Genomic DNA, 18,697 nt, shown 5'->3' with positions numbered 1-18,697 from the left:
ATGAGCGATAACGCCTATATCGGCGCTTTGCGCCTCAGCCTGTCGCGCTATCAGGCCGAGCTGTCAGAGATCCGGGCAATTCTGGCGCAGCGTGCGCTTTCCAATCTGGAGTACCGCGCCGCCGAGCGCACCCTGCAAGTTTCTATCGAAGCCTGTATCGGTGTGGCCAAACACTGGGCCAGAGCGCTGGCGGGCCATACCCCGCAAGATGCCTATCAGGCATTCGAGATCCTTGCCCAGCGTGGCGAGCTGTCTCCCGACACGCTGAGCGGCTGGCGCAAGATCATTGGCCTTCGCAACGCGCTGGTGCACGACTATCTCAATATCGACCCCGAGATCATCCGTAGTGTGATTGGCCAGGGGTATAGCGACCAGCTGTTTACCTTCGGCAATCAAGGATTGCAGTGGCTGGCGACCAGGCTGGATTGAGCCGCGCTCCCCGCATCCTTAATGCAACAGAAGGGCCTGCAATCGCAGGCCCTTTTCGTCTCTTTACATCGCACCGGTACGGCCATTGACGCTCAGACAGGCGCTCTCAGCTTGCGGCTGCGCAGCAGAAGGGGGAGCTGGTAGAGCACCAGAGCGCCCAGCACCAGGCCGGCGCCTGCCAGCTTGGCGGGGCCTAGGGGTTCGTCATAGAAGAGGGTGCTTAAGATCAGGGTCCAGACCGGTTCGAGCAGCATCAGCAGGGCGGCGTGGGCCGTGGTCATCCGGCTCAGGGCGTGGGTGAGCAGCCAGTAACGCAGAGTGGTGGCGATCAGGACGCTCGCCGCAAACCAGCCCCAGATGCCCTGGCTGATGTCGGCGGGCCACTGCTCAGTCAGCAGGGAGAGCAGGCTGCCGAGCAGCCCGGTCACCGCCAGCTGGATGCAGGTGAGCCAGGTAGGAGGGATGGACTGGGCGAAGTGGCGGTGCACCGCGAGCTGGACGCCCAGAGTGGCGGCCGCCGCCAGAAACCAGAACAGGGAGAGCGACACGCCCCAGTGGGTGCTGCTGGAGAGCAGCAGCAGACCCGCGACGGCCACGGGCAGAGTCAGCCAGTAGTGACGGCCGGGTCTGGCCTTGAAGGCGGCCCAGGCGGCGAGCGGCGCCATCAGGGTGGCCACGCTCATGATGAAGGCGCCGCTGCCCAGGGCATCGCTCTGGCTGATCGCGGTGACCCAGCACAGCAGACTGGCCCCGAGCAGGGTGCCGCAGCCGGCGGCGCGCAGCAGCTGCGAACCGCTGGGGGGCGGTTCTCGCAACCAAGCGAGCGGCAACAACAGCAGGGCGGCCAGCAGGAAGCGGCTGCCGATAAAGGCGGCGGTGGGCAGTTCGCGAATAGCCTCTTTCGAGAAGAGCCAGCCAGCGGCGGCCAGCAGGGTGACCAGTATCATCAGCAACAGGGGAGCGCGGTTCATCGGGGCATCACAGGGTCAGGGGCAAAGGGCAGAGCATAAAGGAAAGGGGCCCCGATTGTCTGCGCCGATTTAGGCCAGACCCTGGCCCTGCTCGGTCCCCCACGAAACACTGGGTCTGAGTCAGGGGGCTGAGGTCCCATAGAGAGATAGCCCCCTCAAGGGGGTAAGGAGAGCGACGGCCTGCCTACTCAGCGCAGCTCGCCCCGTCGGTGCGGCGCCGCTTGAAACGGCCAGGCCAGCAGTGCCCAGAGCAGATCCCCCAGCAGGGCCCCCAGCACCCCGGCCAGCAGGCCGCAGATTATGGCTTCCTCTTTGAGGGGCACCACATAGCCGTAGTGGGCCAGGGTGTCGCCGACCAGCTCGCGATTGGCGCCGCCCAGCAGGTGCAGCGCCTGACGATACCAGGGGGCGGCGGCCAGGGCTTGTTCCTGGCGGAGCATGCGTTGCTGCTCGATCAGCTGGCGAATGCCCTCTGCATCACCGCGTACCACAGGGTCCTGGCTCTGCTGATAGTGGCCCAGCAGGGCGCCAAGATCCCCGGCGAAGTGGCGCTCGGCGTTGGCCCGAAACGGGGAGAGGCTGAGCTCGGCCTGTTGCAGCCGGGCATCGATCCGCTGGAAGTAAAGGTCGAGCAGACCCGGGAGCTGTACGCCGGCCAGCAGGCCGAGGGCGAACAGCACCATTCTCAGATAGCTGCGCATGGAGGGATCCTTGTCGAAAAGGGCCGGAGCATACTAGATCGGAACCGGCTTCTGCGCCAAGGTTGCATGTAACATCTGGAAACAGTTGGCTGCTTGTGTTTCTCCTGGGTCCCATTAACATGCGCCCCTTGGTGAACGTGAGGAGAGAAGAATCGAACATGAAGCGACACTGTGGACTCTATCTGGCGCCGCTGCTGGGCGCCCTGATCGCCCTGAGCTGGTCTCTGCTGCCGGGGCACGGTGCCTGGGCCCGCTGGGACATGGGGATCTTTTATGGTTTCAACGCCCTGATCGCCGAGCCCGGCCCCTGGCGACTGACCCTGGCCATCATCAATCATCGCCTGTTCGATCTCGTCTCCCTCTCCTGCATGCTGGCCATGCTGCTGACGCTGTTTGTGCGCAGTGACGCTCAGGGGCGCGCCCGCTGGGTGGCCATCGCCCTGCTGATGGTAGTGACCGCCCTGCTGCTCAACCGCATCGGCCACCTGATCCCCATCGAGCGGGCGAGCCCGACCCTCTCCATGCCGGGGGCCCTGCGTCTGACCACCCTGATCGATTTCCCGACCAAGGACGCAGCCGGTGACAGCTTCCCTGGCGATCACGGCCTGATGCTGATGATCTTCGCCGCCTTCATGCTGCGCTTCGCACCGCGCTGGATGGGGGCGCTCGCCTGCGTCATGGTGGTGATCTTTACCCTGCCCCGCATCATGGTGGGGGCCCACTGGTTCACCGACATCTATATGGGATCCCTCTCCCTGTGTCTCATCTTGCTGCCCTGGCTGCTGCTGACGCCACTCTGCGAGCGGGCCCTGGCCTGGCTGACCCCGCCGATGGCCAGCCTGCTCGGACGCATCGGGCGCCAAACCAGCTGACAGCAAGGCCGCGCCCCACCCACCATCGCCTGCCGGTGACAGGCCACTGACAGGCGCTCACCCTGCGGGGGTCACTCGCTGACAGGGACAGGGGTCACAGCGGGGTGGCGCACTTGCGGTACTCGCTGGGGCTGACCCCGACCCGCTTTCGAAATACCCGCGAGAAGTAGAGCTGATCGTCATAGCCCACCTGCTGGCCGATAGTGGCCACCGACAGCGGCGTGGTCTGCAGCAGCAGCTTGGCCCGCATGATCCGCTGATCCTCGCGCCAGCGCACTATGCTCACCCCCACCTGCTCGCGAAACAGGTGCGCGAGGCGCGAGGGGGACAAGAACACCTGCTCCGCCAGCGCCTCCACCGAAATTTCGGCCGACAGCGACTCGCTCAGGATCTGGCACGCCTGGTGCACCCTGTGATCTATGGTGGGGTAGGCGCTGAGGGACGAGGCCTCGTAGCAGCGAATGAGCAGCCGCTCCAAGAGGTTCATGGCCAGTTGCTCCGACATGGGCCGCAGCTGCTTGTGGGTCTCCTCGATGTCGAGGAAGAGGGCGTCGAATTCGGCGAGCAGCTGGCTGTCCGCCAGTTGCAATCGCCCCACCTGCTCCGTCACCTGGGGCCACTTGAGCCAGTCAGCCCAATAGGCCCGCGGCCGGAAGTAGACCCAGCGGTGATACCACTCCCTGGCATCCGGCGCCCGGCCGTAATGGTGCACCGCCGCGGGCGGAAACAGCAGCAGGTCCCCTGGCTCCACGGTGAAGGCCTGCTCCCCCTGAAAGATCTGCCCCTTGCCCCTGATGGTCAGGTTGACGATGAAGCCTTTCATCCCCTGGGGCCGGTCGATGATGAAGTCCAGCGCGCTCCCCTGCTCGATGGGGGTCATGCCCGAGACCAGGAAGACGTCGAAGGCGTAGCCCGGCAACAGGGGATTGAGTTGTTTCGGCTTCTCTTTTTGCATCGAGGACATGGCGGAAAACAGCGCTTGGGTAAAAAAATCGGCTTGGGCCATTGTAGAGATCCGGCGTTGGAACAACCTATTTTCGCAAGCGGCCTGATGTGAATTTATTGAACTGGCTCACAGCTTGCCTGAAGGAGGCACCAGGCCAGCGTGGGCCGACCTGGTGCCGGAGGGGCAACCGCTCAGACGCGCGCCTTGCGCACCTGCTTGTAGCGGTCGAACAGCACGGCGGCGAGCAGGATGAGGCCGCGCACCACGTACTGGGCAAACGGGGAGATGTTGAGCAGGTTCATGGCATTCTCCATCAGCCCCAAAATCAGCACCCCGGCGATGATGTAGGAAATCTTGCCGATCCCCCCCTTCATGGAGACCCCACCCAGCACGCAGGCGGAGATGACCACCAGCTCGAAGCCGATGGAGGTCATGGGCTGACCCGAGGTCATGCGGGACGCGAGTATGATCCCCGCGATGGAGGCGATGAGCCCTGTCATGGTGAAGATGATGATCTTGGTGCGCACCACGTTGACCCCGGCCAGACGCGCCGCCTCCTCGTTGCCCCCCATGGCCAGGGTATTGCGACCGAAGCTGGTCTTGTTGAGCAGCAGACCGAACAGCACGAAGCAGAGCGCCGTCAGCCAGATGGGCGTCGGGATGCCGAGCAGGGCGGAGTTGCCAAGCTCGAAGAAGCCCTCCTCCACTATGCCGACCGCCTTGCCGTCGGAGATGATGTAGCCCACCCCGCGCGCCATCTGCATGGTGGCCAGGGTGGTGATGAGGGCGTTGATCTTGAATTTGGCCACGACGATGCCGTTGATGAGGCCAAACAGCACCCCCACCGAGAGGCCGGCCAGGATGCCCACCGTGATGCTCTCGGTGGCGTTGATGCCCACGGCGCAGGCGACGCCGGAGCAGGCCACCACTGAGCCCACCGACATGTCGAACTCGCCGGAGGCGAGGCAGAACAGCATGCCGCAGGCCACCATGCCCGACATGGAAACGGCAAGCCCGAGCCCGCGCATGTTGATCAGGCTGGCGAAATTGGGGACCAGCACGCAGGCGAGCAGGAACAGGATGGCGAAGATCACCAGCATGCCGTACTGATCCCAGATGCGGGTCAGTTGCAGGCGGGTACCGCTCGCCGCGGTGTCGTTGGCGGCTTGGCCGACCGAGGTCGTTGTTGTCATGGTATTTCTCCTGAAAATTCCGGGTGCTATCTCGTTGCGGTCAGCGGGTCAACGGGCCGGCATGGCCAGATTGAGCGCCTTGACCTCGTCGGCCTCGTCGTGGGAAAGCTCGCCGGCGATCTCCCCCTCCCGCATGACCAGGATCCGATCCGCGATGCCCAGCACCTCCGGCAGCTCGCTGGAGACCACCACCACGGCGATGCCCACCTTGGCCAGATCGTAAATCACGTTGTAAATCTCGTTCTTTGCCCCGACGTCTATGCCCCGGGTCGGCTCGTCGAGCAGGATCACCTTCATGTCTTCCGACAGCCAGCGCCCCAGAATGGCCTTCTGCTGGTTGCCGCCGGAGAGGTTCATGATGGCCTGCTGGGGAGACGGGGTCTTGACCCCCATGTCGCGGATCCGCAGCCTCGCGTTCTCGTCTTCCCACTTCTGGTTGATCCAGAAGCCTCCCCACCCGTGGTGGCGGCGGGCGCTGATGTTGATGTTCTCCTGCACCGAATGGATGGGGATGATGCCAAGGGCCTTCCTGTCTTCGGTGCAGAGCATGATGCCGCTGCGAATGGCGTCGATGGGGCTACCGATGACCACTGGTTTGCCAAACACGGCTATCTCGCCCCCACGCGCCTTCTCGGCGCCGAAGATAAGCTTCATCAGTTCGCTGCGCCCGGCCCCCACCAGCCCGAAGATGCCAAGGATCTCCCCGCGTTTGACCTCGAGCGACACCGGCGCCTTGAGGCCGGGCCCCATCAGGTGCTCCACCTTGAGGCCCGCCTCGCCAAGCGGCCTTGGGCTGTAGCCATAGATGTCGGTCAGCTCGCGCCCCACCATGGTCTTGACCAGCAGATCCCGGTCCACCTCGGCCATGGAAGCGAAGGTGCGCACGAACTGGCCATCCTTGAACACAGTGATGGCGTCGCACAGGGCGAAGATCTCGTCCATGCGGTGGGAGACGTAGAGAATGACCTTGCCCTCGCCGCGCAACTGACGGATGACCCGAAACAGCTGATCAATTTCGCGCGACGACAGGCTGCTGGTCGGCTCGTCGAAGGCGATGACACTGGCGTCCCGGGTCAGCGCCTTGGCGATCTCCACCATCTGCCATTGCCCGAGAGACAGGTACTTGAGCGGCGTCTCCGGCGACACATCCATCCCGAGGCGCGCCAGCTGCATGGCCGCATCCTGATAGAGCTTCTCCCGATCGATGACGCCACGCCGGGTCGGCAGCTGGCCGAGGTAGATGTTCTCCGCCACGCTCATCTCGGGCACCAGGTGCAGCTCCTGATAGATGATGGCGATCCCGCTCTCCAGGGCGTCGACCGTGTTTTGGAACACCTTCTCCTGGCCCGCCAGCTTCACCACCCCGCGGGTGGGCGCCTGAAAACCGCTCAGGATCTTGAGCAGGGTGGACTTGCCGGCCCCGTTCTCTCCCATCAGCGCGTGTACCGTGCCCTGCTGGCAGACGAAGGAGACGTTCTGCAGCGCCTTGACGCCGGGAAACTCCTTGCTGATGCCGCAAAACTCCAGATATGGAACTTGATTCATGAGATGACTCCAGCCAGCCGGCACGGCGCACTCCGCCATGCCGGCATGGGTATCAAGGGATGGGGATCACAGCCCTTTCTTTTGCAGCTCGGCCTTGAAGTTGTCGCGGGTGATGAGCACAACGTCGGTCACCTCGGTGAACTTGGCAGGCTCGGCGCCGTTGACGACCCAGTCATGGAGCATCTGGATGCTCTTGTAGCCGTGCACGTCCGGGCTTGGCAGCAATGAGCCGAGGAAGCCGGTGGCGCTGGACTTGGAGAGCTCGTTCACCGCATCCACCCCGTTGATGCCGATGCCGATGACGTTGTCGGCCTTGAAGCCCTGCCCTTCGGTGGCGCGCACGCCGCCGAGCACAGTGTTGTCATTCATGCCGACGATGAGCCAGTTCTTGACCTCGGGGTGCTGCACCAGCATGGAGTTGGCGGCATCCAGCGCCCCCGGAATGTCGTTGCTCTTGGTGGGCGCGCGGTAGATTTGCCCCTCGGGGAAACCGGCGGCCTTGAGCGCCCCCAGGGAGCCCTCGACCCGGCGACGGGCGGTGTCGAGCTCGTCGGCGGTGATGGCGAGCACCCCGGTACTCTTCACATCCCACTGACGTTTTTCCATCTCCTTGTAGAGCTCCTGGCCCTGACGCTCGCCAATCTTGGTGGCGGCCATCATCACCAGGGGCACCTGCTCCATGGGCTGGCCCTTGGCGTTGACGAACTGGTCATCCACCGTGATGACCTTGAGATCCATGCTGTTGGCCTTGGCCATGATGGCGGCACCGAGTTTGGGATCCGGGGTGCAGATGACGAAACCCTTGGCACCATTCGCCGCCAGACTGTCGATGGCATTGAGGGTCTTCTCCCCGTCGGGGACGGCTATCTTGATCACCTCGAAGCCCAGATCCTTGCCCGCCTTGTCGGCGAAGTTCCACTCGGTCTGGAACCAGGGCTCCTCGGGCTGCTTGACCAGGTAGCCCAGCTTCAGCGCCTCGGCCGCGAAAGCAGAATTTGCCATACCCAGGGCGAACCCCATCGCGATCATGCCTTTAACAATTTTGTTCATGCGAATGTCTCCAACGGTTCTATCAATCCATGTATCCACGCAGTGCTGCTCCTTGAGTCAATCAAGTCGCAGCCATCTAAAAACATGCTTAAACAGGACTTTATTGTTTTTTCTGGTTGAGCGAACCAAGTTGTAATCGTTTTCACATGGAAAAATGGAGAGCAGGATCACGCCATGAGATTGCAGCCATTTTGTCTATATATTTAGCAAAATTGTTACATATTGAATTTTAGAGAGCCGTCACCTTGTCGCACTGACAGCGTTAAAATCCATATTTCCAGCAGCCAATGGCTAACCGCCCCTCCTGCCCATCTCCTATGGTTCCCCCCAGTCACCCCCCATTGATGGTCAGGAGCACATATGTCTGAGCACCTCAGATCCGACCCCATAGTCATCGGACTCGATTTCGGCAGCGACTCGGTCAGGGCACTCGCCGTGCGCTGCCAGGACGGCGCCGAGCTGGCGACCCAGGTCGTCTATTACCCCCGCTGGCAGGCAGGCCACTACTGCCAACCGGTCAACAACCAGTTCCGCCACCACCCCCTCGACTATCTGGAGTCCATGGAGCAGGCGGTGGTGGCTGTGGTGAGCCAGCTCACCCCGGCCCAGCGCACCGCCGTGCGCGGCATCGGGGTGGACAGCACAGGCTCCACCCCCGCCCCCATCGACAGAGAGGGGCGCGTGCTGGCCCTGCGTCCGGAGTTTGCCGACAACCCCAACGCCATGTTCGTGCTGTGGAAGGATCACACCGCCATCGAGGAGGCGGAGGCCATCACCGCCCTGTGCCACGGCGGCCAGTTCCCCGACTACAGCCGCTACATCGGCGGCATCTACTCCTCCGAGTGGTTCTGGGCCAAGATACTGCACGTCTCCCGCGCCGATGCCGCGGTGCGCGCCGCCGCCTGCAACTGGGTCGAGCTGTGCGACTGGGTGCCCGCCATCCTGAGCGGCACCCAGGCCCCGGCCGATATCCGGCGCGGGCGCTGCGCCGCCGGCCACAAATCCCTCTGGCACCCGAGCTGGGGCGGCCTGCCATCCGCCGACTTCCTCAATGCCCTGGATCCCCTGCTGACGGAAGATCTCGACTATCCGCTCTTTACCGACAGCTGGACCGCCGATCTGCCGGTCGGCACCCTGACCCCGGAGTGGGCCGAACGCCTGCACCTCTCCTGCGAGGTGGTGATAGCGGGCGGCGCCTTTGACTGCCACATGGGCGCTGTGGGAGCCGGGGCCGGCAACAATGCCCTGGTCAAGGTGATCGGCACCTCCACCTGCGACATCCTGATCGCCGACCAGGCCACCATAGGTGATCGCGCCATTGCCGGGATCTGCGGCCAGGTGGATGGCAGCGTGGTGCCGGGCATGGTGGGGCTGGAGGCGGGACAATCGGCGTTCGGTGACATCTATGCCTGGTATCAGCGCCAGCTCGGCTGGCCGCTTGAGAGCCTCGCCGCCCAGTATCCGGAGCTTCGCACCGCCATCGAGCGCCACAAGCGGGAGCTGCTGCCAAGCCTCGCCGCCGCCTGGGAGCAGCAGCGCGACCTGGCGCACCTGCCGGTGGTGCTCGACTGGTTCAACGGCCGGCGCACCCCCTATGCCAACCAGCGCCTGCAGGGCACCGTCACCGGGCTCAACCTCGGCACCGATGCCCCCGATCTCTTCGGCGCACTGGTGGCCTCCACCGCCTTCGGCGCCCGCAGCATCATGGAGTGCATGACTCACCAGCAGGTGCCGGTGGAGCAGGTGATCGCCCTTGGCGGCATCGCCCGCAAGTCCGCCACCGTGATGCAGACCTGCAGCGATGTGATGAATCGCCCCATCCAGGTGGTGGCCTCGGATCAGTGCTGCGCCCTGGGGGCGGCCATCTTTGCCGCCGTGGCGGCCGGGATCCATCCCGATGTGGCCAAGGCCCAGCACCACATGGCGAGCGCCGTGGAGCGCACCCACCAGCCACACCCAGAGCGGGTCGCCGAGTATGAACGCCTCTACCAGCGCTACCTCGCCTGGGGCGCCGCCGCCGAACCCCTCTACAACCGGGGGGTGCCGGCATGAACCTCAAGACCCTCAAGGAGCAGGTGCTCGCCGCCAATCTGGATCTGCCGCGCCATGGCCTGGTGACCTTCACCTGGGGCAACGTGAGCGGCATCGACCGAGAGCGCAATCTGGTGGTGATAAAACCGAGCGGCGTCAGCTACGAGCGGATGCGGGTCGAGGACATGGTGGTGCTGGATCTGGCGGGCACGCAGGTGGAGGGGGGCCTTCGCCCCTCCTCCGACACCGCCACCCACCTGGTGCTCTATCGCGCCTATCCGGAGCTTGGCGGCGTGGTGCACACCCACTCCACCCATGCCACCGCCTGGGCCCAGGCGGGGCGCCCCATCCCCATTTTCGGCACCACCCAGGCCGACTACTTCCACGGCGAGATCCCCTGCTCGCGCCTGCTCACCCCGGGGGAGGTCGAGGAGGATTACGAGGGGCTGACCGGCCATCTCATCGTCGAAACCCTCAAGCAGACCCCCATCCTCACCATGCCGGGGGTGCTGGTGGCCAACCACGGCCCCTTCAGCTGGGGCAAGAGCGCCGAGGACGCAGTGCACAACGCCGTGGTGCTGGAAGAGGTGGCGCGCATGGCCTGGCTCACCGGCCAGATAAACCCCGGGGCCAGCCCACTGCCCGATTACCTGCTGGAGAAGCACTACCAGCGCAAGCATGGCAAACACGCCTATTACGGCCAGACAAAAGCCTAAAAGAGGACAAACTCATGGAATTGATGAAACAGCTGGAAGTGTGGTTCCTGGTCGGCAGTCAGCACCTGTATGGCGCCACCACATTGAAGCAGGTGGCCGATCACGCCCATACCATCACCAGCCAGCTCAACGAGGGGGCGAACCTGCCCCTCAAGATAGTGCTCAAACCCACCGGTACCACCCTGGATGAAATCAGCGCGGTGGCCCGGGATGCCAACCACGACCAGCGCTGCACCGGGCTCATGGTGTGGATGCACACCTTCTCCCCCGCCAAGATGTGGATCCCGGCCCTCGGCCAGTTGCAAAAGCCCCTGCTGCAGTTCCACACCCAGTTCAACCGGGATCTCCCCTGGAGCGAGATCGACATGGACTTCATGAACCTGAACCAGACCGCCCACGGCGGGCGCGAGTTCGGCTTCATGGGGGCCCGCCTGCGGCTGCCCCGCACCGTGGTGGTGGGTCACTGGCAGGATGAAGAGGCCAGACAGAAGATTGGCAACTGGATGCGCATCGCCGCCGCCATCCACGACAGCCGCCACCTGAAGATCGCCCGTTTTGGCGACAACATGCGCAACGTGGCGGTCACCGAGGGCGACAAGATTGAGGCCCAGATCCAGTTCGGCTATCAGGTGAACTACCACCCGGTCGGCGATCTGGTGAAGGTGATCGACGCCGTGCCCGACAGCGACATCGAGGCGCTGCTGGCCGAATATGAGGCGACCTACACCCTGACCGAGGCGGTGCAGGCGGGTGGACCGCTGCGTGCCTCACTGTATGAGGCGGCGCGCCAGGAGCTGGGGATGAAGAAGTTCCTCACCGACGGTGGTTTTGGCGCTTTCACCACCACCTTCGAGGATCTCCATGGTCTGCACCAGCTGCCGGGCCTCGCCTGCCAGCGCCTGATGGAGCAAGGCTTTGGTTTTGGGGCAGAAGGGGACTGGAAGACCGCGGCCCTGCTGCGCACCCTGAAAGTGATGGGATATGGCCTTGCGGGGGGCGCCTCCTTCATGGAGGACTACACCTACCACCTGGAGGCGGGCAACAACCTGGTGCTGGGAGCCCACATGCTGGAGGTCTGCCCCTCCATCGCCGCAGGCAAACCCGTGCTGGACGCCCAGCACTTAGGCATAGGCAAGAAGGCCGATCCGGCCCGCCTGCTGTTCGCGGCCCCGGCCGGCAAGGCGGTCAACGCCAGCCTCATCGATCTCGGCAACCGCTTCCGCCTGGTGGTCAATCAGCTGGAAGTGGTGGACCTGCCAGAGGCCATGCCGAAACTCCCGGTGGCCAGCGCCCTGTGGAAACCCCTGCCGAGCCTTCAGACCAGCGCCGAGGCCTGGATCTTGGCGGGCGCCGCCCACCACTCGGTGTTCACCCAGGCGGTGGATATCGAGCAGCTGCGCACCTTCGCCGACATCCTGGGCATAGAGTGCGTGGTCATCGACGAGCACACCCGCATCCCCGCGCTCAAGGAGACCCTGCGCTGGAACGAGGTGTATTACAAACTGTGCCACTGATTGACCGGCAAGAAGGTTGAGCCTTTCGGCGACGGCCATGGGTGAACCGGCTTCAGGCCGGATCATGCCAATGACACGGGGACTGCTTCGCCAGTCCCTGTTTCATTGATACTTTCGCAGGAGGATCGGGTGAGGCCCCTCCACCACAGTCGCCAGCTATCGGGCCACAAGGGATCAGGACGGGATGGCTCATCGCTGGCCTGACGGGTGGCCCACCACACACCGCAGACACGAAAAAGCCCAAGCGATTGAATCGCTTGGGCTATATAGATGGCGGAGGAGGTGGGATTTGAACCCACGGATGGTCGCCCATCGCCGGTTTTCAAGACCGGTGCATTCAGCCGCTCTGCCACCCCTCCGCAGCAGTGCGACGCATATTACCCATGCCCCTCTGCCTTGTAAATCCCCCCATCGACTGTTTGCTGCTTTATTGGGCTATCTGACGCAGATGGCAGACAAAAAGGCTATAAAGTGCGCTTTTTCAAGCGGATGGCTTGACTTGACTCATGAGTAAATCACTATAAGCGGCACTGTCACCCTGTCGGAAAGATGAAATGAAGACGATCAAGCATGCCCTGTTCTGCGCCCTGGCCGGCGCCGCCCTGTTCGTGGCCCCCGCCCAGGCCAACGAGCTCACCAAGTCCGACGTCGAGCAGATAGTGCGGGACTATCTGGTCAAGAACCCGGAGATCCTGGTCGAGATGTCCAATGCCCTGCGTGCCAAGCAGGAGGGCCAGCAGGCCGAGAACGACAAGGCGATGATCAAGGCCCATGGCAAGGAGCTCTTCGCCACCAAGGATCCCGAGGCAGGCAATCCCAAGGGCAAGCTGACCCTGGTCGAGTTCTTCGACTACAACTGCGGTTACTGCAAGCGGGCCCACCCCCTGATCCAGCAGCTGCTGGCCGCAGACAAGGATATTCGCTACATCTACAAGCAGTTCCCCATCCTGAGCCAGAGCTCCGCCTATGCCGCCCGCGCCGCCCTGGCGGTGCAACTGACCCAGCCGGAGAAGTATCAGGCGTTTCATGATGCCCTCTATGCCCATCAGGGTCCTCTGGCCGACGAGGCCCAGATCAAGCAGATTGCCGAGGGCGCCGGTGTGAACTGGAGCAAGGCCGAAGCCAGGTTCAAGGATGCCAGCATCGACAAGGCTCTGGGCACCAACCGGGCACTGGCCGAGGCCATGGGTATCTCAGGCACCCCGGCCTTCATCATCGGCGACCAGATCCTGCGTGGGGCACCCCGCGACATGGCCAGCCTGACCGGCGCCATCGAGGACGTGCGTGCCGGCAGGGCCATCCAGTAACGGCCTGCTCCCCCACATGAAAAAGCCCCGGCATCGCTGCCGGGGCTTTTTTTCAGGGGCGGGTTCAGGATCAGGCCGGGTAGCCGTTCGGGTTTTCCCTCTGCCAGCGCCAGGTGTCGACCATCATCTGCTCCAGGCCGCGTTCGGCCTGCCAGCCCAGCTCCTCCCGGGCCAGGGTGGGCTCGGCCCAGCACTCGGCGATGTCGCCGGGGCGACGAGGCTTGATCTGATAGGGTATGGGGCGACCGCTGGCCGCCTCGAACGCCTTGATCATCTCCAGCACGGAATACCCCTGGCCTGTGCCCAGGTTGTAGGTGAAGACGCCAGTGTCGCCCTCGATGCGGGCCAGCGCCTTGAGGTGGCCGATGGCGAGATCCACCACATGGATGTAATCGCGCACCCCGGTGCCGTCCGGGGTCGGGTAATCGTTGCCAAACACCCCCAGCTCCTTGAGCTTGCCGACGCCGACCTGGCTGATGTAGGGCAGCAGGTTGTTGGGAATGCCGTTGGGATCTTCGCCGATGAGGCCGCTCTCGTGGGCACCGACCGGATTGAAGTAGCGCAGCAGCACGATGGCCCAGCGGGGGTCTGACTTGGCCAGATCCCGCAAGATCTCTTCGACCATCAGCTTGGAGCGGCCGTAAGGATTGGTGGCACCGGTGGGAAAATCTTCCCGCAGGGGCACGGAGGCGGGATCCCCATAGACGGTGGCCGAGGAGCTGAACACCAGGCGGAACACCCCGGCCCTGGCCATCTCCTCGCACAGCACCAGGGTGCCAGTCACGTTGTTCTGATAGTAGGTGAGCGGGATCTGGCCGGACTCACCCACCGCCTTGAGGCCGGCGAAGTGGATCACCGACTCGATCTTGTGGGCGGCGAACAGCCGTTGCAGGCAAGCCCTGTCCAGGATGTCCCCTTCCACGAAGGTGACCGCCTTGCCGGTGATCCGCTCGACCCGCTTGAGGGACTCGGGGGAGGCGTTGGAGAGGTTGTCCAGCACCACCACCTGCTCCCCTTCGTTTAACAGCTCAACCAGGGTGTGAGAGCCGATGTAACCGGCGCCGCCCGTGACCAGTATTGTCATTTTTTTTCCCGTGTTCTGGTGAAACTGGGCAAAGTGTACTCGCCCGGCCCGCCCGGGAAAAGGCTGATATCTCAGTCATGTGAGCGCCTCCACCCATCAGCAATCCAGGCTCACATCCCCCCTGACGGTGCAGGAGCAGGCCAGCGCCACCCCGCGCTCGAGATCCTGGGGGCTGAGAGTCATCACGCTCTGGCGCTCGATATCCCCTTGTGTCGTGCAGCGGCAGCTGCCACATACCCCGGCGCGGCAGGCAGCCATCATGCTCTCTCCCGCCTCCTCGAGCGCCGCCAGCAGGGTCTGGCCCGGCAATATCTTCACCTTCTTGCCGCTTTTTGTCAGGGTCAGCCAGAAGTGATCCCCACTTGCTGGGGCGGGCGCCGCGCTCGATGCCGCCCCAGGCAGGCCGAACGACTCCTGATGCAGCTGCGCCGCCGGCAGGCCCAGCTCGACCAGCATGGCGCTCACCGCCGCCATGTAGGGGGCGGGCCCGCACAGATAGACGTGGCGGCTCAAGAGATCCGGCGCCAACTCCTGAAGCATGGCGGGACTGAGCCGACCGACCCAGGGGTGAGTCTCGGGGGCTTGCTCCAATACCAGCGCATGGCGCACTCCCGGATGCGCCTCGGCCAGGGCGGCCAGCTCATCTGCGAAGATCACATCCGCTGGCGAGCGGGCACTGTGAATGAAGCGGATATCGGCATCGGGCCGTCTGGCCAATTCGTCGCGCAGCATGGCCCACATGGGGGTGATACCGGAGCCGGCGCTCAGCAGCAGCGGCCGCTCGCAGGGGAGCGCCGTCAGGGTGAAGTCGCCGAACGGGCCATCGGCCCGGATCTCGTCCCCCACCTGCAAGCTCTGATGCAGATGGTGGGAGACCCGCCCCACATCCTTGATGGTCACCTGCCAGCCAGGATCCTGCGGGCTGGAGGATAAGGTGTAGGCGCGGCATAAGGGTTCGCCGTCAATGTCGGTATGCAGGGTGACGCACTGGCCGGCCAGCACGGGGGGCAGGCTGCCCTTTGCGGCGGCAAACTGCCAGCTGGTCACGTCGTGGGTCTGTGCCAGGCGGCCGATGCAGCGCAGGGTAAAAGAGGTGGAGGTCATCGCAAGGCTCCTCTTCTTGAAAAGGGATCGTTGAACTGTGTCATGGAAAAAAGGCGAGCCATCGGGCTCGCCAAACGCTTACAACTTGCTGAGCGTGTAAGGCTGATATGGCGCCGCTCAGGCCGCCAGGATTTCGGCCAGATCCGCATCTGCCGTGGTGGTTCCTTTCAGGCCGGACTATGTCTCCAGCACCCTGATCAGGCCGCCAGGATCTCGGCGAGATCCGCGTCTGCCGTGGTGGTTCCCTTGAGACCGAACTGCTCTTCCAGCACCTTGAGCAGGGCCGGGGTGAGGAAGGCCGGGGCGGTCGGGCCGGTGCGGATGTCTTTGACCCCGAGCGCCAGCAGGGTGAGCAGGATGACGATGGCCTTTTGCTCGAACCAGGAGAGCACCAGGGTCAGCGGCAGATCGTTGACGCCGCACTCGAACGCCTCGGAAAGCGCCAATGCCAACTGGATGGCGGAGTAGGCGTCGTTGCACTGACCCACGTCCAGCAGGCGCGGGATGCCGCCAATGTCGCCGAAGTCGAGCTTGTTGAACTTGTACTTGCCGCAGCCCAGGGTGAGCAGCAGGCTGTCTTGCGGGATCGCCTTGGCAAACTCGGTGTAATAGGCGCGCTCGGCGCGGTCGCCGTCACAGCCCCCCACCAGGAAGAAGTGGCTGATTTCGCCAGCCTTCACCTTGTCGATCACCGCGGGAGCGGCCTGCATCAGGGCGTTGCGGGCAAAGCCGATGGTGATGAAGTGCTCGAGTTCAACGTGCTTGAAGCCTTCCAGCGCCTGGGCCTTCTCGATGACCACGGAGAAATCTTCCCCTTCCAGATGGGTGACTCCGGGCCAGCCGACGATGGAGCGGGTGAAGATGCGATCGCTGTAGTCGCCCACGTTCGGGTCGATGATGCAGTTGGAGGTCATCACCACCGCGCCCGGGAAGTTGGCAAACTCCTTCTGCTGGTTCTGCCAGGCGGAGCCGTAGTTGCCCACCAGGTGCGGGTACTGCTTGAAGAAGGGGTAGGCCAGGGCCGGCAGCATCTCGCCGTGGGTGTAGACCTTGATGCCGGTGCCTGCGGTCTGCTCCAAAATCAGCTTGAGATCCACCATGTCGTGGCCGGAAACCAGGATGCACTTGCCCGGCACCGGGGTGACGCGCACCTGGGTCGGCTCCGGGTGGCCGAAGGCCGTGGTTTCACCGCGATCCAGCATCTCCATGATGCGGAAGTTGAGCAGACCAATCTCCATGGCGCACTTGAACAGGGGATCCAGATCGCAGGGATCCGTGCCGAGCCAGCTCATGATGCGGTGGAATTCGGCCGCCACGGCGCTGTCTTGTTGGTCCAGTACCCGGGCGTGCTCCATGTAGGCGGCGGCGCCCTTGAGGCCGTAGAGGCAGAGCAGGCGCAGCCCCATGATGTCTTCGTTGACTTCGTTCTTGCCCCGGTTGACCGCGGTCTGGGGCGCCTGGGCCAGTTGGGCCAGCAGATCGCGACCCGGCTCGAAGCGGGCGGCGGCGGGCAGCTCGCCGACCTGCACCGCCAGCGCGGTCAGACGGTCGGCCAGCTGCTGGCGATGGGCCAGCGCCTGGTTGACATAGCCGACGATGCGATCGGAGTCGAAGTTGACGTTGGTGAGGGTGGCGAAGAAGGCCTTGGGCACGAAGGCATCTATCTCGTCATCGACCATGCCGTGTTCGCGGGCCGCCAGGGCCCAGGCACTGAGGCCTTGCAGGGTATAGATCAGCACATCCTGCAGATCCGAGGTTTCGGCCGTCTTGCCACACATGCCTTGTGCATAGGCGCAGCCATTGCCTGCGGGGGTACGAATTGTCTGTTCACATTGCACACAAAACATCATGTCTCTCCTAATTGGACATTTCAGTTGTCTGTTTTGTGGCGATTCTATTCCTCCAGCCCAAAACTTAATAGGCATTCAATTTGCCAATTAATGCTTCATTGATGCAGATCAAAAGAAAAAAGCCGCCCGAAGGGGCGGCAAATGGGTGGATAATCAGACAGGAACAGGAAGCTATTCAGGGTATTGGCAACTAAACACTCAATCCAGATAGGCCCGCAGCATCCAGACCAGTTTCTCCTGCTGCTGTATGTAGTCCGAGAGCTGGGAGGCCGTACCTTCGTCCCCCGCCTCGCTGGCCAGTTTCAGGATGCGGCGCTGGGCGCCGAGCAGCTCACGGAATCCCTCCAGCAGGGAGCCGATGCAGCCGGGACCGTCGTGCAGGCCCTTGCTCTCCGCGATGGTGGAGACTTTGAGGTAGTCGCTGAAGCTGTGCAGGGGCACGCTATCCAGGGTCAGGATGCGCTCGGCCAGGGCATCGACTTTCAGCAGCAGGTCGTTGTAGATCTCCTCGAACTTCAGATGCAGCTCGAAGAAGTGGCTGCCGCGGATGTTCCAGTGGAAACCGCGGACATTCATGTAGAGGATCTGGTAGCTGGCCAACAGTTGATTCAGCTCGGTTGCCAGGGCTTGAGATTGGGCGGCGTCTAGGCCGATCGGGTTCTTCATCATGCACCTCCAGATTGAAAACAGGGTCAGCTTAGCGCGTAAGAGACTCAAAAGGTAATAGTTGCTGGCTGAGTCATTGATAGCGATGGGCTATCAATCAAGGGGTGACGGCCTCAGGGGTGACAAGGGGGCCGGTGCGTTCGATATAGAGGATCACCTCCCCCAGGTAGATGCCGAACTTGCTGATCTCGGCCCGGTTGATGAGGCGATCTTGATCCAGCAGGTACATCCAGTCATCGAAGCTGACCCGCACCACGCTCTCATCCGGCAGGGCCAGATCGAGTTGATAGCGCCAGTTGAGGGCAAAGCCCGCCGTCTTGCCCACCGCCTCCCCCACCACGTCCGAGGCAGTGCCGCGCCAGTGCCCGTCCTCCCCCTTGCGCAGATACCAGGTGCGGGTCTGCTGGCGACCGTCGTCGAAATAGAACTGCTCGAACAACTCCCCCTTGCCCGCGCGCCAGCGCCCCTGCATCTCGACCCGAAAGCGACTGGTCACTTCGCCGCTACGGTCTGTCACCAGGCCATGGGCCACCAGCTTGCCGTCGAAGAAGCGGGCGAGATCCCAGGTCGGCCCCTGATCACGATAGGCATCCAGGCTGGTGCCGCAGCCACCGAGCAGCAGCATCAGGGAAAGCATCAAGCCACGCCAGTGGCCACCAGACAAGGTCATATCAGACTCCTGATTGCAATAGGGGGTACGTCGCCCTGGCTGAGCGTC

17 protein-coding genes and 1 tRNA gene are annotated in these 18,697 nt (G+C 63.5%); 6 read left to right on the top strand and 12 right to left on the bottom strand.

The features are described 5' to 3' along the window. Window positions 1-429 (top strand): type VII toxin-antitoxin system HepT family RNase toxin, encoded by a 429-nt coding sequence (gene hepT / locus BN1119_RS20730; protein WP_041999727.1) that lies wholly within the window; start codon window positions 1-3, stop codon window positions 427-429. Window positions 430-521: 92 nt separating this feature from the next. Here the strand turns inward: hepT and BN1119_RS15055 are convergent, their stop codons facing one another. Continuing rightward, complete coding sequence (locus tag BN1119_RS15055) at window positions 522-1,400, bottom strand: DMT family transporter (protein ID WP_041999724.1); 879 nt, start codon at window positions 1,398-1,400, stop codon at window positions 522-524. 188 nt (window positions 1,401-1,588) lie between these two features. Continuing rightward, window positions 1,589-2,101, bottom strand: a complete 513-nt coding sequence (locus tag BN1119_RS15050) for a DUF2937 family protein (RefSeq protein WP_041999721.1) — start codon at window positions 2,099-2,101, stop codon at window positions 1,589-1,591. Between the two features lie 158 nt (window positions 2,102-2,259). Here BN1119_RS15050 and BN1119_RS15045 point away from each other — a divergent pair, with 158 nt between their 5' ends. Further along, a complete protein-coding gene (locus BN1119_RS15045; protein WP_041999718.1) occupies window positions 2,260-2,973 on the top strand; it encodes a phosphatase PAP2 family protein in 714 nt (237 codons plus the stop codon). A gap of 94 nt (window positions 2,974-3,067) precedes the next feature. Here the strand turns inward: BN1119_RS15045 and araC are convergent, their stop codons facing one another. The 4 genes from araC to BN1119_RS15025 form a co-directional block, all read right to left on the bottom strand. After that, window positions 3,068-3,979 carry an arabinose operon transcriptional regulator AraC gene (gene araC / locus BN1119_RS15040; RefSeq protein ID WP_041999715.1) on the bottom strand — a complete coding sequence of 304 codons (912 nt, stop codon included), beginning with the start codon at window positions 3,977-3,979 and terminating at the stop codon, window positions 3,068-3,070. Between the two features lie 131 nt (window positions 3,980-4,110). Further along, a complete protein-coding gene (gene araH, locus BN1119_RS15035) occupies window positions 4,111-5,112 on the bottom strand; it encodes an L-arabinose ABC transporter permease AraH (RefSeq protein WP_041999712.1) in 1,002 nt (333 codons plus the stop codon). Window positions 5,113-5,160: 48 nt separating this feature from the next. Further along, window positions 5,161-6,657, bottom strand: a complete 1,497-nt coding sequence (gene araG, locus BN1119_RS15030; RefSeq protein ID WP_041999710.1) for an L-arabinose ABC transporter ATP-binding protein AraG — start codon at window positions 6,655-6,657, stop codon at window positions 5,161-5,163. Between the two features lie 66 nt (window positions 6,658-6,723). Beyond that, entirely contained in the window at window positions 6,724-7,707 is a 984-nt protein-coding gene (locus BN1119_RS15025) for an arabinose ABC transporter substrate-binding protein (protein WP_041999708.1), read from the bottom strand. A gap of 360 nt (window positions 7,708-8,067) precedes the next feature. Between BN1119_RS15025 and BN1119_RS15020 the strand changes: the two genes are divergently transcribed. The 3 genes from BN1119_RS15020 to araA are packed head-to-tail and all read left to right on the top strand — an operon-like array spanning window position 8,068 to window position 11,968. Continuing rightward, entirely contained in the window at window positions 8,068-9,759 is a 1,692-nt protein-coding gene (locus BN1119_RS15020; RefSeq protein WP_041999706.1) for a ribulokinase, read from the top strand. After that, window positions 9,756-10,454, top strand: a complete 699-nt coding sequence (locus BN1119_RS15015; protein WP_041999703.1) for an L-ribulose-5-phosphate 4-epimerase — start codon at window positions 9,756-9,758, stop codon at window positions 10,452-10,454. Before BN1119_RS15020 ends, BN1119_RS15015 begins: the two co-directional genes overlap by 4 nt. Window positions 10,455-10,468: 14 nt before the next feature. After that, window positions 10,469-11,968 carry an L-arabinose isomerase gene (gene araA / locus BN1119_RS15010; RefSeq protein ID WP_041999701.1) on the top strand — a complete coding sequence of 500 codons (1,500 nt, stop codon included), beginning with the start codon at window positions 10,469-10,471 and terminating at the stop codon, window positions 11,966-11,968. A gap of 271 nt (window positions 11,969-12,239) precedes the next feature. On the opposite strand, the gene BN1119_RS15005 is transcribed toward araA, so the two are convergent. Beyond that, window positions 12,240-12,327 (bottom strand) — tRNA-Ser (locus BN1119_RS15005). A gap of 195 nt (window positions 12,328-12,522) precedes the next feature. Between BN1119_RS15005 and BN1119_RS15000 the strand changes: the two genes are divergently transcribed. Further along, on the top strand, window positions 12,523-13,275 hold the full coding sequence (locus BN1119_RS15000) for a DsbA family protein (protein WP_041999698.1): 753 nt from the start codon (window positions 12,523-12,525) through the stop codon (window positions 13,273-13,275). 70 nt (window positions 13,276-13,345) lie between these two features. On the opposite strand, the gene galE is transcribed toward BN1119_RS15000, so the two are convergent. The 5 genes from galE to BN1119_RS14975 form a co-directional block, all read right to left on the bottom strand. Beyond that, window positions 13,346-14,359, bottom strand: coding sequence for a UDP-glucose 4-epimerase GalE (gene galE, locus BN1119_RS14995; protein ID WP_041999695.1), 1,014 nt, complete (start codon window positions 14,357-14,359; stop codon window positions 13,346-13,348). A 96-nt stretch (window positions 14,360-14,455) separates the two neighbouring features. After that, a complete protein-coding gene (locus BN1119_RS14990; RefSeq protein WP_041999692.1) occupies window positions 14,456-15,463 on the bottom strand; it encodes an FAD-binding oxidoreductase in 1,008 nt (335 codons plus the stop codon). Between the two features lie 197 nt (window positions 15,464-15,660). Continuing rightward, complete coding sequence (gene hcp, locus BN1119_RS14985) at window positions 15,661-17,310, bottom strand: hydroxylamine reductase (RefSeq protein ID WP_042000093.1); 1,650 nt, start codon at window positions 17,308-17,310, stop codon at window positions 15,661-15,663. Between the two features lie 201 nt (window positions 17,311-17,511). After that, on the bottom strand, window positions 17,512-17,979 hold the full coding sequence (locus tag BN1119_RS14980) for a Dps family protein (protein ID WP_041999689.1): 468 nt from the start codon (window positions 17,977-17,979) through the stop codon (window positions 17,512-17,514). Between the two features lie 97 nt (window positions 17,980-18,076). Beyond that, complete coding sequence (locus tag BN1119_RS14975; RefSeq protein ID WP_041999686.1) at window positions 18,077-18,649, bottom strand: DUF3833 domain-containing protein; 573 nt, start codon at window positions 18,647-18,649, stop codon at window positions 18,077-18,079. Between the last annotated feature and the right edge of the window lie 48 nt (window positions 18,650-18,697).

The organism is Aeromonas bivalvium (genome assembly GCF_000819765.1).
GTDB lineage: Bacteria > Pseudomonadota > Gammaproteobacteria > Enterobacterales > Aeromonadaceae > Aeromonas > Aeromonas bivalvium.
Note: the sequence above shows the minus strand (reverse complement) of the source record. Positions and strands in the feature narration are given on the sequence as shown.